This window comes from Paenibacillus sp. ALE3, assembly GCF_054113405.1.
In genome coordinates this window covers 757,972-771,813 of record NZ_CM134214.1, presented here as the reverse complement: position 1 = coordinate 771,813, position 13,842 = coordinate 757,972, and the positions used below count along the sequence as shown (strand labels likewise).

12 protein-coding genes are annotated in these 13,842 nt (G+C 43.2%); 8 read left to right on the top strand and 4 right to left on the bottom strand.

Translation table 11 applies throughout. From position 1 onward, the window contains the following. Positions 1-389: 389 nt before the first annotated feature. Together ACXHJ2_RS03515 and ACXHJ2_RS03510 are read left to right on the top strand one after the other, a co-directional pair. Positions 390-512, top strand: a complete 123-nt coding sequence (locus tag ACXHJ2_RS03515; protein WP_457874573.1) for a hypothetical protein — start codon at positions 390-392, stop codon at positions 510-512. 320 nt (positions 513-832) lie between these two features. After that, complete coding sequence (locus ACXHJ2_RS03510; protein WP_040102980.1) at positions 833-1,927, top strand: glycosyltransferase family 4 protein; 1,095 nt, start codon at positions 833-835, stop codon at positions 1,925-1,927. A gap of 123 nt (positions 1,928-2,050) precedes the next feature. Here the strand turns inward: ACXHJ2_RS03510 and ACXHJ2_RS03505 are convergent, their stop codons facing one another. Both ACXHJ2_RS03505 and ACXHJ2_RS03500 read right to left on the bottom strand, forming a co-directional pair. Beyond that, positions 2,051-3,904 carry a beta-glucoside-specific PTS transporter subunit IIABC gene (locus ACXHJ2_RS03505; RefSeq protein ID WP_165081790.1) on the bottom strand — a complete coding sequence of 618 codons (1,854 nt, stop codon included), beginning with the start codon at positions 3,902-3,904 and terminating at the stop codon, positions 2,051-2,053. Positions 3,905-3,979: 75 nt separating this feature from the next. After that, the gene (locus tag ACXHJ2_RS03500) at positions 3,980-5,260 is read right to left on the bottom strand and encodes an apiosidase-like domain-containing protein (protein ID WP_165081655.1); all 1,281 of its coding nucleotides are present in this window, start codon (positions 5,258-5,260) and stop codon (positions 3,980-3,982) included. A gap of 215 nt (positions 5,261-5,475) precedes the next feature. Between ACXHJ2_RS03500 and ACXHJ2_RS03495 the strand changes: the two genes are divergently transcribed. Further along, positions 5,476-6,507, top strand: a complete 1,032-nt coding sequence (locus tag ACXHJ2_RS03495; protein ID WP_165081653.1) for a LacI family DNA-binding transcriptional regulator — start codon at positions 5,476-5,478, stop codon at positions 6,505-6,507. Positions 6,508-6,581: 74 nt separating this feature from the next. On the opposite strand, the gene ACXHJ2_RS03490 is transcribed toward ACXHJ2_RS03495, so the two are convergent. Continuing rightward, complete coding sequence (locus ACXHJ2_RS03490; protein WP_064963413.1) at positions 6,582-7,490, bottom strand: NAD(P)/FAD-dependent oxidoreductase; 909 nt, start codon at positions 7,488-7,490, stop codon at positions 6,582-6,584. Between the two features lie 109 nt (positions 7,491-7,599). Next, entirely contained in the window at positions 7,600-7,998 is a 399-nt protein-coding gene (locus tag ACXHJ2_RS03485) for an Rrf2 family transcriptional regulator (RefSeq protein WP_165081651.1), read from the bottom strand. Between the two features lie 158 nt (positions 7,999-8,156). Between ACXHJ2_RS03485 and ACXHJ2_RS03480 the strand changes: the two genes are divergently transcribed. The 5 genes from ACXHJ2_RS03480 (at position 8,157) to ACXHJ2_RS03460 (ending at position 13,829) form a co-directional block, all read left to right on the top strand. Continuing rightward, positions 8,157-10,082: a BglG family transcription antiterminator gene (locus ACXHJ2_RS03480; protein ID WP_165081649.1), complete on the top strand. Its 1,926-nt coding sequence runs from the start codon at positions 8,157-8,159 to the stop codon at positions 10,080-10,082. A gap of 200 nt (positions 10,083-10,282) precedes the next feature. Beyond that, positions 10,283-10,651 carry a PTS lactose/cellobiose transporter subunit IIA gene (locus tag ACXHJ2_RS03475; protein WP_013372812.1) on the top strand — a complete coding sequence of 123 codons (369 nt, stop codon included), beginning with the start codon at positions 10,283-10,285 and terminating at the stop codon, positions 10,649-10,651. A gap of 16 nt (positions 10,652-10,667) precedes the next feature. Further along, positions 10,668-11,963, top strand: coding sequence for a PTS sugar transporter subunit IIC (locus tag ACXHJ2_RS03470; RefSeq protein WP_165081647.1), 1,296 nt, complete (start codon positions 10,668-10,670; stop codon positions 11,961-11,963). A 72-nt stretch (positions 11,964-12,035) separates the two neighbouring features. Continuing rightward, complete coding sequence (locus ACXHJ2_RS03465) at positions 12,036-13,472, top strand: glycoside hydrolase family 1 protein (protein ID WP_165081645.1); 1,437 nt, start codon at positions 12,036-12,038, stop codon at positions 13,470-13,472. Positions 13,473-13,502: 30 nt separating this feature from the next. Continuing rightward, complete coding sequence (locus tag ACXHJ2_RS03460) at positions 13,503-13,829, top strand: PTS sugar transporter subunit IIB (RefSeq protein ID WP_013372815.1); 327 nt, start codon at positions 13,503-13,505, stop codon at positions 13,827-13,829. The last annotated feature ends 13 nt before the right edge of the window (positions 13,830-13,842 follow it).

The following is a 13,842-nucleotide window of genomic DNA, read 5'->3' as shown; positions in this document are numbered from 1 at the left end:
ATCCTTGGGTCAGCGCTCTCCTTCTCCTATTCTCCCTATCCCAAAATGTTGCATGGGAAGCAAGTAGCAGCGAAGCGGAGGATTTGAAGCTGGAGAAGCGTCAGCGTTCGCCTTTGCTGTAGGATTCTTACCTTTACATATCTTAACTAATCAAAAAAGAATCCTACAGCAACAGCGATCGGAAGCTCAAAGCCTTCGCGGAGCGGTCTCCTCGCACTTCATGCTACACTTTTAAATTCTAATGATAATCCCCCACATATAGCTTCAGCTTAACATCACTTAAATAGAAGCTTAAAATAATGTGTCTAAAATGTGAACATAAAATACCACATCTACTATCATTACGTCTACCGTTGGGTACGCCCGGTTCATAAGGTATTGAATATATTGTGGAAGGTGAAGAACACAGCATCCGATTAGACCAGCTCCGCTTGTATCATGATCCAGAACCGCACAAGTCCCGCAATCAATATCTTCCGCTGCTAGAGCAGTCTGTGCGTGAATTTCCTTAAAGAGATCGCAATATGAACTACATGGGGCGGGTTATATGTATCATGCCCGTTAGGACGAGTGCATCGCTACGCTGCAACAGCATCTTGCCATGCCGCAGGCGCGCTGGGCCGATAAACGCAGTGCACTATATGATCTTGAAGCCCTCGCTTGCTACGAGTTGGGTCTAATGCACAAAGCATGTGAGTTTGCGAAAGAAGCAACAGAGCGCTCCCCGGAAGATTCTCGCCTCAGCCATAATTATGCGCTGATTCGAGCCAGGCTTCCGTAGAAACCCACACCCCGTCCTGTAGGTTGAATAACTTGGTATAAGAGCTTGTGGTTGGCAAAGGAGGTTTTTGATATCAAAGTTCTATTTACTTTTTATATACCGAGCGGTGGCGTGGAAACCTTGAACCGTCAACGCTGTAGAGCGCTCATTCAGGACGGGATTGAATGTCATCTTCTCTATTATCGGCAGGGTACAGGGATGCAAAACCTGCACGGCGATATTCCGGTGTTCATGACTTCCTCTGAAGAAGAAATTCGAAATCTGGTGGAATCTCATCGGTACGATGCAATTATTGTCTCTTCGGACTATCCTATGCTCCCCAGACTGCGAATGTTGGGCTACCAAGGGATACTAATCTATGAATCACAGGGCTTTGGCACTCACGAAGAAGCAGCAAGGATTGTCGCAGATGCCGTTCCGTATCTTCATAACCATGCCAATGCGGTACTTCTACCGGAAACAACTCACCTCGTACAGCTATTTTCCAGCATATGTCCATGGCTTAATCGTTTTGTATTCCCAAATGTTCTGGATACTAACGTATTTAATTATGTACCTAACACTCCCCCGGCTAATCCGGTCATTGCATGGGTTGGGCGATTGGAGCCCAATAAAAATTGGAGGCATTTTGTCGACATCTCTTACTGGATGCTAAAAAATCGTGCCGATCTTCGGATTTGGATGTTCTATGATGACACCTTGTCTCAGCCAGAGGATAAAATACAATTCGAGGACATGCTTGCTCAGCTTGGTATGTCCTCGATTATCGAGCGTCTTAAAAGCGTACCTCATGCTAAAATGCCTTTGTATTATTCCATGATTGGCGACTCAGGCGGGTATCTGCTCTCGACTTCGCTGGTGGAAGGATTCGGCTATGCGGTAGCTGAGGCGATGGCCTGTCGTTGTCCGGTGTTAAGCTCTGATTCAGACGGGGTACGAGCATTCATTGATCACAATGAAACCGGTAAATTTTATCAGCAGGGAGACATTTTACAGGCGGTACTGCAAGGACTGGAACTGATGAACAACGTACCTCATCGCGAATCTATCCGCCAGAAGGGGCGTACACGGATCGTTAACCTGTTGGCGCCGGATAAATATGTACGCTCCTTCCGACAGATGATGAACTCGTTGGGGGTATGGTAACCTGTTATTGTAGTACATGCTGCAAAATCTGTCTCCATATTCAAAAAAGCTGACGACAACCCTATTTTTACACAGGGTTATCGTCAGCTTGATGAGTTATCTCTCTATTATTGTATTGGGATTCTATCTGATCCTCAATAAGCGATCTCCTACATGAATATCCTTAGATTCTTCAGCTAAGATATCTGTGTACACCGCAGTATTGGTTACAATAACAGAGGTGGTGAGATCATATCCTTCATTCACTATAGCTTTTGGATCAAATTCAACCAGCTTGTCCCCTTTTCGAATCGTATCTCCTTCAGACACAAAAGAAGTGAAATGTTTTCCTTTCAAGCTGACCGTATTAATTCCAATGTGAATGAGCAGTTCAACTCCATCCTCAGAGATCAGTCCAATCGCATGTTTTGTTTTGAAAACGGTAACAACAGTTCCGTTAAAAGGTGCGTAAGCTACTCCTTCTAGGGGGATAATCGCGGCTCCCTGACCCATCGAACCACTGGAGAAAGCCTCATCTTTCACTGCGGTCAAACGAATCAATTCACCGTTTAAAGGACTGAATACCGTTTTTTCTTCCTCTTTGCTTTCATTTGCAATTTTAATATCAGGCGAAGGTTTTGCATTTTTATAGCCGAAAAGATAGGTCAGTATAAATCCGACTACAAAAGCTACAACCAAAGATATGATAAAGCCTATGAAGCCTGTATCTATCCCCTTTGGATTAATGAATAAAGGTATACCAAAAATCCCGCCTGAAGCAAATCCATATGCTGTTGAGCCGAGTAAGCCCGCTACAGCTCCTCCTATACCCCCAGCGATCGAGGCTAAAATAAACGGTTTTTTGGTAGGTAGCGTAACTCCGTAAATAGCTGGTTCCGTAACCCCCATCAAACCCGCGATTGTGGCAGAAGTGGCAATGGGTTTTAATTTGGGGTCCCGTGATTTCAAAGCAATAGCAAAAGCCGCACCTGTTTGCGCGAACGTAGTACAGAACAGCATACCGTTAATCGGATCAAACCCGTTCGTAACTACATTATTCAGGAGAATCGGAATGAACGCCCAATGCAAGCCGAAGATAATAATGCCCTGCCAGAACCCGGCCAGAATGAGACCAGCTATAGCCGGACTTAACTGGTAAATCCACATGGAGCCTTTGGCTAACCCATCGCTGATTATAGTTGCTATCGGCCCGACAACCAGAAAAACAATCGGTGATATAATGACCAAGGTCAGAAAAGGCACAATGAACATTTTAATGGAAGCAGGTGCATACTTACTTATAAATTTTTCAACCTTAGCTGCCAAGAACGCCCCAATAATGATAGGTATAACAGAAGAAGTATAATTAATCAGAACGACAGGTATGGTCAAAAACGACAGTGCCGTTTTATCCGTAAAGGCGGAAGTCATGGTTGGGTACACCAAGGCGGCCCCTAAAACAGCAGACAGATACGGGTTTCCTCCGAATTTTTTACCTGCTGAAAACCCTAGAATAACCGGAAAGAAATAAAACATAGCGTCTGCTGTTGCATATAAAATTTTATACGTACCCATCTGATCAGTCATCCAGCCCAGAGATGTGCATAAGGCCAACAGTCCTTTTAAAATCCCGACAGCGGCGAGCACGCCAACAACAGGCATAAACACACCTGAGATTACATCGACAAATCGACTGAACAGGCTCCCTTTTTCATTCTTTTGATCGTCTTCAGCAGCCTGGTCCCCAGGCTTTACTCCCATCGTATCCAAAAGAGCCTCGTATACTTTGGGAACCTCATTCCCGATCACCACCTGGAATTGGCCGCCACTTTCCACGACGGTAATAACACCGTCAATCTGTTTGATTTTTTCTTTATCTGGCAATTGATTATCCTTCAGTTTGAATCTCAAACGAGTGACACAGTGAATGACACTGTTCACATTGTCGTTCCCCCCCACCGATCTAAGCACTTCTTTGGCTGTCTTTTGGTAATCCATCATGATCACTCCTACTTGGATGCGTTATCTACTTTTCTACTCCACCTGTTGCCTTACTCCTATTCTTTTCCTGTTTTATTTCGTTCCGATGATCACAACATCGCTTTCAAAACCATGCATATCAATGACGGATTGATCAGCCTGGACATCCACCTCCGTTTGGGCAAATCGTCTCTCCGCTAAATCAATGGTTGTAAACTTGTAGTCCTGCACGTTGATATTTAGCCGCACTTTCGTGTTAACCGGGATATACAAGACGAGGGTATTCTCGTTCCCCGCACCTCTGATCTCCTCTGTCTTGTTTAAAACAATATCCAACGGCTTTATGCCAATCAGGTTGTACATTTCAAACAAATATTTGATAAAGGAATAATCCCATGCGCCCTCAAAACGCAGTGCTGTTCTCCAATCATAGGGACTATCAAAGCCCTCTCCTTCTACAATTCCGAACTTCTTGCCTTTTTTATGCCAACTCCAAATGCCATGCGCTCCATAGGTAATTCCCGCTCCCCCGCCTGCCAGAAGACTGTGCCATGCTGCTTTTCTGGCATCTAGTGCAGTGTATCTTCCATACACATTGCGGCTGTAACTGATCTGTTCATAGCAAGGTTCTCCATTGATGACGGGACGTATCTCCGGCTTGTGATAAAAATGCTGGGCAATCTCATGGGCGACATGCTGAAACTCCGAATTATGTCCTGATTGATACATATAAAATCCAAGACCCTTGTGTTGCTCAAAAGCTTCAGGAATTTCCCTCAATCTCCCTTGGATATGCAGCGTAGTCAAGCTTGCCGGGCTTAATTGTTGTACCGTTTCCAGCGCCTTCAAATAGTACGCATTAGCACGTTCTGTAGGAAAATCAGTGTCTCCGCTGATCAAATAAACAGGCTCGAATCGAGAATAGCGGTTTACAACATAAGTTACATAGCTTTCAACGCAATCCAGCGGCATTTTATTGCCTTTCTGGAACATTTCAGCCCATGTATCCGGTACATAGTTACACCACAACAGAACCAGTGCTGGAATAAAGCCGCGCTCGATAGCCATCTGGATCATGACTTCCGCCCGCTCAAAATAGGCTACGCTTAATGTGTGATAGTCGAAATCTCCATTTTCCAGTAATGCAAACGGTTGTAGATTCAGGTCTGATTCGCTGGCATCCCATTGTCGGAGCATATTGATCTGTAAAACGTTGAAACCCTGCATTTTTCGATAGTCCAGGTAATCGCTCCACTCTTCAATAGTGGCGTTGGTAAATACGCTCCAGACGGTATCTGCCAAGTAAAAGAAAGGCTTGCCCTTTTTCACAAAACTTCTTTGATTTTCAGCCATGCTTAAGCTCAAACAAATCACCCTTTCACTCATAAACAGAACTAAACTAATGTATAATTTTATACGATATTGAATAAAATAAACTAAATAAAGCGTTCACAATTGAATATTAACACTATGTATCCGAAAAGGTCAACTCATTTTATCTGTTGTTTGTTTAGTTTAATTTATAAACTAAACTTTATTATATAATCATGATATAATTTATATAGTTTAGTCCAATGGGAGGTTCCACGTTGAAAATAGATGATATTGCGAAGCTTGCCGGTGTTTCAAAATCAGCCGTCTCTTTAGCATTTAATAACAAACCCGGTGTTAGCGAAGAAACCAAAGAGCATATATTAAGAATTGCCCACGAGCATGGATATAGACCACGTACCATGAAGTCAAATAAGGAATTTACGAAGAATCACCATGTCATTCGTTTTGTTGCATGCAAAAATACAGGCATCGTGACCGAGCAATATGAATCACTTCCATTTTTCAATGAATTGATCCATCATATTACCAATCAAGTGAGAGAACATGGAAATACTTTGATTTTTTCATCATTTGATAACCATAGCCTGGAGGCAGAGTTGTCTGCTCTGGAAAAGGACCAGCCTTCTTCAGGTATACTTCTGCTGGGCACCAATCTAACTGCCGAGATTATTCATTCCTTACAATCTATTCATTCCAATATCATAGTTTTGGATACCTGCTTTGAACACGTTGATGCCAGTTTTGTATCTATTAATAACTATCTTGGAGGGTACCAAGCAGGCCAATATTTAATCCAGTCCGGTCACAGAAATATAGGATACGTACAATCCAGTACCAGAATTCTTAACTTTACAAAACGAAAAGAGGGGTTCATGGCTGCTTTAGAGGAGCACAATCTTGCCATAGGTCACGGGCTTACCTTTGATATGCATCCGATGCTTGTAATGTCACAGGAATCATTTAAAACAGCTATTCATGAACTGAATGAGCTGCCTTCAGCCCTATTTTGTGAGAATGATTATATGGCAATCAGTGCTATTAAAACGTTTCAGGAAATGAACATTCGAGTGCCTGAACAAATTTCTGTCATGGGGTTTGATAATATTCATGAAGCCAAGGTCATTAGCCCGGAACTCACAACCATTCATGTGAAAAAGGATATTTTGGCCCGAACGGCTGTAAATTTGCTGATGGAAAGACTTAATCACAATCAGGAGCATCATACTCAGGTTCTCGTGAATACAGAGGTTATTGAAAGAAGGTCTTGTATAGACGCAGAATTATAATCAAGTGAATAGAAAAAGGCCGCCTATATGGCGGCCTTTTCCAGCATCCGATTCACATCGAACATTTCAAATGCTCAACACTCGTTGAAATCTTCCTCTGTCAAATCCAGATTTACGCTCGCAGCAGTTCGACTGCCGTCGGCCGCAGCAAAAATCAACTGAGAAGGCATGAAATACGAAGAATCCCCGGCAGCATATACACCAGGTATGGAGGTTCTCCCCGCTCCATCCGTTTGGATCCCGCCCGACTCTGTCCTTTCACAGCCCAAATCTCCTCCAAACGGTGTACTTTGTACAAATCGGGGGGTCACAAAGCCGCCGACTCTCGGGACTTGAGTACCGTCCGTAAAGGACGCATACTCCAGCTGCCCGTGGTGACCAATGAACGCTGCAACAGGCTGCTCCATGACCACGACTCCTTTAGATTGAAGTCGTTCTTTTTGCTCGTCCGACAAGAATGCCTGACCGTTCGTGCAGACAAGCAAATCCTTACTCCAGTTCAGGAGCAGTTTGGCTGTATGATATATAGCTGGCGACTCAGAGACGAGGACAAGCGGTTGATCCCGTAGCTCCCAGCCATCGCAATAAGGGCAATTAAACAAACTTTTCCCGTAGAACGTATAAAAACCTTCGATCTCAGGGAATACCTCCTTTACGCCCGTCGCCAGTATCAATTTTCGCGCTTGAACACGAAGGCCTGAAGAATCAAACACCTCGAATATGGATTCTTTTTTCGTAACCGAAATAACCTCGGTTGGCAGATGATGGACAGACGGATAACGTAGTACTTCCTCATAAGCTACACGGCGGAACTCGGCCGGCGTTACGCCGTCTCTCGTAATGAAACCGTGCGACGCATGCGTAACCGCATTTCTGGGTCGGTTATTATCGATCAAAGCCACACTTCTCCTTGCCCTGCCAAGCACAAGGGCTGCATTCAATCCGGCGGGCCCTCCGCCAATAATAGCGCAATCGTACAACATACATTCAGCTCCTTTTCAAAGATATTAAAGACTCTTTATATCTATAATAAAAACAAAAAAACTTCACATCACTAGCAACCACCTTCTCTCTCTATAAAGTCGCTACCCTTTATATTTGCGCTTGCTGTTGGGCTAAATCGACCAATTTTGTATTTTTAAGATGGCTCTCCATTTTCTCCTCCGCTTCCCTCATTACAGCTTGAATCAGACATTCTGATCCATGGACAAAATCACATTCAAACAAAGAATTCGTCCCTTCAATCGCATGAATGATATCCAAAAAGGTAATATCGTCTTTATTGCGGGATAAGCGATAGCCTCCATTGGCTCCAGAGACCGATTCGATCATCCCCGCCTTCACAAGCCTCGTCAAAATTTTTGAAAGATACGTAGGTGAGACTTGTTGCGCTTCGGCCAATTGCTGAACACCTATAGGCTTCACCGACGAATCCGTAACAAGCATAAGCATGGTATGCAGAGCATAATTGGTTGCTTTGGTAAATTTCATAACTACACCTCAATCAAAGACTTATTGTATCTATAATATCTTTGAATATACTGGGGTGTCAAGATCATAGGTGATTTGCGCTGTGATTAGTACTTCTTTTGGTTACGCTCTAAGCATTGTATACTGTTCATCAGAACAGCTCAGGAAGGGGGTTCGTTTTGCGTATTTTTGATATTCTACGTATATTGGTTGCTGAACAGATGATCAAGGGTGAACATTTGGCGAATGCATTGAAGGTATCTTCTCGAACCATACGAACAGATGTAAAGGAATTGAATGCACTGTTGTCACGGCATGGAGCGGCTGTCAAACCCCTTAAAGGAACAGGCTACAAGCTAGAGATTCAGGACGAACAAGCATTTCATCATCTGCTGAAGCAATTAAAGGACTATGAAAACAATGTGCCCCATCTATTAGCGAGTTCTTCTGAAGCCAGACATCGTTTTTTAATAAAAAAACTGCTGCTTACTCATGCATACGTCAAACTTGATGATTTAGCTGAGATGCTGTATGTTAGCCGATCTACTTTACAGAATGACCTCAAAGAAGTGCGCAAATTACTGTCAACTTATGGACTATCGCTGGAGAACAGACCCTATCATGGTATTCGAATTAAGGGGAATGAGGCCAAGCTGCGTTATTGCATTTCCGACTATATATTTAACAGGACAGATAAAATAGGCGGGCAACAGATGCCCCACCCTTCTTTGATCTCTAACGAAGAGCTGGAATTCATAAGAGAAGTGATTCTCGAGCGGATTGAGTATCATGATATTCAGTTGTCAGACATTGCCCTGAACAATCTGATCATTCATATCGCTATAGCATGTAAGCGTATTCGTGAAGAGAGGTATGTATCGTATTATCCTCAAGAGATGAAAAAAATCGAAGCGCAAAAAGAGTTTAGGATCGCGACTGAGATCGTATCTGCTCTGGAACAGAACATGAAACACTCCTTTCCACTTGTTGAAATTGCGTACATTGCTGTGCACTTGCTGGGTGTAAGGACCGTTGTCAGGGTCCATATGGATGAAGTAGAGATTAAAAAAATTATTGATAAAAATATTTACGAACTGACGATCGAAATATTAGACCGAATCGATCAGCAGTTGAGCATGAACATTCAAAACGATCAAGAATTACTGATTGCATTTTGCCTTCATCTCAAACCAGTCATTAATCGCTATCAATACGGAATGAATTTGCGTAATCCCATGCTGGATGAAATCAAAGCCCATTACCCGCTTGCTTTTGAAGCAGGCATCATTGCTGCGGAAGTTATCAAACAGCGACTTCATATACACATCGAGGACAATGAAATTGGGTATTTAGCCATTCATATCGGAGTCGCAATGGAGAGAAAGAAAATGGAGGGCACACCCAAAAGATGTATGATCGTATGTGCTTCCGGACTCGGCAGCGCAAAGCTGCTGTACTACAAGCTTCAATCGGTTTTCGGTTCCAGGCTGGAGATCGTAGGAACCACTGAATTTTATAAGCTGAGGCAAATGCCGTTGGATGCATTGGACTTTATTATTAGCACGATCCCCATATCAGAACCGCTTTCTATCCCCATGATCCATGTGAATACATTTTTGGGCAGTTCGGATATTACTAAAATTGAACAAGCCATCTCAGAGTCAAAACTTCCTGCTGTACAGTATATTCGAAAAAAATTGATCTTTCTTCAGCAGAAGTTTGATAACAAACTGCAGGCACTTGAATTCATAGCCGAAAAGATACAAGAAGCAGGTCTTGTAAAAGGTCCATTGTTGCAATCTGTGATAGAGCGTGAAGCTGTTTCCCCCACTTCATTTGGCAACTTTGTCGCGATTCCGCATCCGCTGGAGCCTTTTGCTGATTCCACGTTTTGGGCCATTTGTACATTACAAAAAGCTATCGACTGGGATGGCAAGCCCGTACAGTTTATTTGCATGTTCTGCATACAGCGCACCAAATCAGAAGATTTACAAAGTATGTATCATATTTTGCTTAACATTTTAAATCATGAAAAGCTAGTCCAGCAGCTTATTCGCTGCAAAACATACACGGAATTCGTAGAGGTGCTGCATAAAAATAGTTGAAAATTAGCAGGATGCAAGTAAAGGAGAAATCAGAAGCCTATATGGCAGGGATTTCTCTCTTTTTATGTTTAGTAATAGAGATATCAACTAGAAAGACCGATTGATTTCCGTTAAGAAGAGGAAATAATATGCGTTATGTTGAAAGCGATTCCAAATTATAATGGCGATACGAGCAAATGAATGAAAGGAGTCAAGAACATATGAATAATGATGAATCAGTAGAACACGCTGTGAACATGGAGGACATGGATGATACAGAGATCGTATTCCAAATTATATTATACGCTGGGAATGCGCGCAGCTCGGCGATGGAAGCGATTGAGCTTGCAAAGGCGGGCAAATTTCGGGAATCCAAAGAAGAACTGGCCTCAGCTAAAAAAGAACTGGTGTCTTCCCACAAAATTCAAACCAGAATCATTCGTAAGGAAGCAGCCGGTGAAAAAACAGAGATGTCCGTCATGATGGTGCATGCCCAAGATCATTTGATGAATGCCATTACCATTCACGATATGGCCTCAGAATTTATAGACCTGTATGAACGCATTGATCAGCTCGGATTAAAATCGTAGAGGGAGGGCGCTAGCCATGGCTTTCAAAGACAAACTGATCGATGGTCTCACCTCGGTGGCAAATGCAATTAACAATTTTAAATATATAATAGCAATCAAATCAGCTTTTATCACCTTAATGCCTGTTATTATTGTGGGTGCTTTTGCTGTACTGATCTCCAATATGGTCATGGACCCAGTCAATGGTCTGGCCCATTTTAAGCCATTCTCATTCCTGGCAGAGTACAAACCGATTTTCTCAAGCATTAACTATGCCAGCTTGAATATCCTCACCATTCTAGCTATTTTTATGATTGGCCTGGAGCTAGGAAAAATTAATGGGGAGAAAAATCTTTTTCCTGGTTTACTTGCCCTCATCTGTTTTATCTCTGTGACACCAACAACAATCGAGCTGATGGTTAACGGAGAAATGCAAAAAGTAACGGACGTCATCGCCCGTCAATTCACAGACACCAAAAGCTTGTTTTTGGGTATTTTCATAAGTATCCTATCCGTTGAGCTATACAACAAACTGGGCAAGTCCGATAAGCTAAAGATTAAAATGCCTGAAAGTGTTCCCAGCAATGTAGCCGTTTCTTTCTCCGCACTCATCCCTTCCATTATTACGGTAACTGTTTTCTCGATGCTTGGATTCTTTTTCCATAAATTTACGGGGCTCTACCTGTACGATGCTGTCTATAATGTGGTGCAACAACCTCTGGAGACCATAGTCCAAGGGCTGCCAGGTATACTGGTACTCATGCTGGTTGCGCAAACCTTCTGGGTGATCGGTATTCACGGAAACCAAATGGTAAAGCCCATCCGTGAACCTCTGCTACTTGGAGCGATTACGGTCAACATGACTGCATATGATCAAGGGCTCCCCATTCCGAACATTATTACGATGCCTTTCTGGGATGTATACATGAGTGTTGGAGGTTCAGGAGTTACGCTGGCCCTTTTGATCAGTATTATGATTGCTTCCAAGCGTGAGGATATGAAGGAAATTACCAAGCTTTCACTTGGGCCAGGTCTGTTTAATATTAATGAGCCTGTCATTTTCGGACTTCCGATTATGCTGAATCCATTGATGGCGATTCCTTTCATTATAACTCCACTCATCACAGGAACAATTGGCTACTTCTCGACGTTGCTTGGATTCGCAGGTAAAGCTGTCGTTATGGTTCCGTGGACTACTCCGCCTATTATTAATGCCTACCTGTCTACAGGTGGAAGCATTGGCGCCGTCGTAACTCAAATTATTTGTATTATGGTAGCCATTATCATCTATTTTCCGTTCGTCAAAATTGCCAACAAGCGAACGACTGAATAATGCGCTACTGTAGAGATACACCCGTAGAGGATCGCCTTGGGGAATCTATAGAATGAAAAGGAGAAGCATGTCATGGCTAAACACACAATACAAATTCCGCCGAATTTTATTATGGGGGCAGCGGCTTCCGCCTGGCAGACAGAGGGATGGAGCGGTAAACAGGAAGGTCAAGACTCGTATCTGGACTTATGGTACAAAAATGACCGCTATGTCTGGCACAATGGATATGGACCCGCGGGTGCAACCGATTTTTATAATCGTTATGCCGAGGATATTGCCCTGATGAAGCAGATTGGGCTAACTCATTATCGCACTTCTATTAATTGGTCCCGCTTCTTAACGGATTATGAGAATATTGTGGTGGATGAAACCTATGCGGATTATATGGGCAGGGTCATTGACGAGTTGATTGCAAGCGGAGTCGAGCCGATGATTTGTCTGGAACACTATGAATTACCTGCTTATTTGCTCGACAAATATGAGGGCTGGTCTTCCAAGCATGTGGTAGAGCTGTTTGTGAAATATGCGGAAAAGGTGTTTGAACGGTACGGGGATCGAGTCAAGCACTGGTTTACGTTTAATGAGCCCATTGTTGTACAGACTCGCGTCTATCTGGATGCCCTTCGCTATCCCTATGAACAAAATACGCGGAAGTGGATGCAATGGAACTATAACAAAACGCTGGCTACCGCGAAGTGTGTACAGCTTTTCAAAGCCAAAAATTATAGTGAGAACGGGGCTAAAATAGGGGTTATTCTGAATCCCGAAGTGACCTATGCCCGATCCAGTGCCCCTCATGACCAGTATGCAGCACATGTGTATGATCTATTTTACAATCGAGTATTTCTGGACCCGCTTATTAAAGGCGAATACCCGCAAGAATTGTTCGAGCTCATGAGCAAGCATGATATTGCCTTTGAAGCTACGGCGGAGGAACTGGCCTTGATTAAGGAAAATACCGTTGACTACGTTGGAATCAATCTCTATTATCCCCACCGGGTCAAAGCGCAGAGTAAAGCATGGAACGAAAACATTCCTTTTCACCCCTCTTACTACTACGAGCATTTCGAACTTCCGGGTAAAAGAATGAACAAGTCACGGGGCTGGGAAATTTATCCTAAAATTATTCACGATATGGGAATGCGTATCAAGAACGAATATAACAATATCGAGTGGTTTGTTGCGGAAAATGGTATGGGGATTGAAAATGAAACTGCTTTTAAAAATGAGGAACACATCATTCAGGACGACTATCGCATTGACTTTATAACTGAGCATTTATACTACACGTTACAAGCCGTAGCAGCAGGCTCCAACTGTATAGGTTATATGCTGTGGGCCTTCACAGACAATGTTTCTCCTATGAATGCTTTTAAAAATCGCTATGGACTGGTGGAAATTAACCTGGAAAATGATCGAAGCCGCCATTTGAAGAAATCTGGCTACTGGTATCAAAGTGTTATCAAGGAACGCTTGTTTGTTGCTAATCTGGATGAAGAGTATAAGTAGTCAAAATAAATTTCTGGAGGCGCTTTTGATATGAAAAAAATTATTCTGGCATGCTCTGCGGGGATGTCGACATCCATTCTGGTTTCCAAGATGAAAAAAGAAGCCGCAGCGAGATCCATAGAATTGAACATCGAAGCGATCCCCGAAAGCACTATTAAGGAAGAGCTGGAAGGCATGACAGAGCCAGTGATTGCTATTTTACTCGGACCTCAGGTGCGGATGCGTAAAAAGCCAGTAACTGAAATTGCAGCTCCCTATGGCATCCCTGTAGATGTTATTGACACGTTGGCTTACGGTAGAGGAAACGGTGCGGCTGTCCTCGATCAAGCCTTCAAGCTGGCTGGCGAGAACCTATAATTTCTGTTCAAAC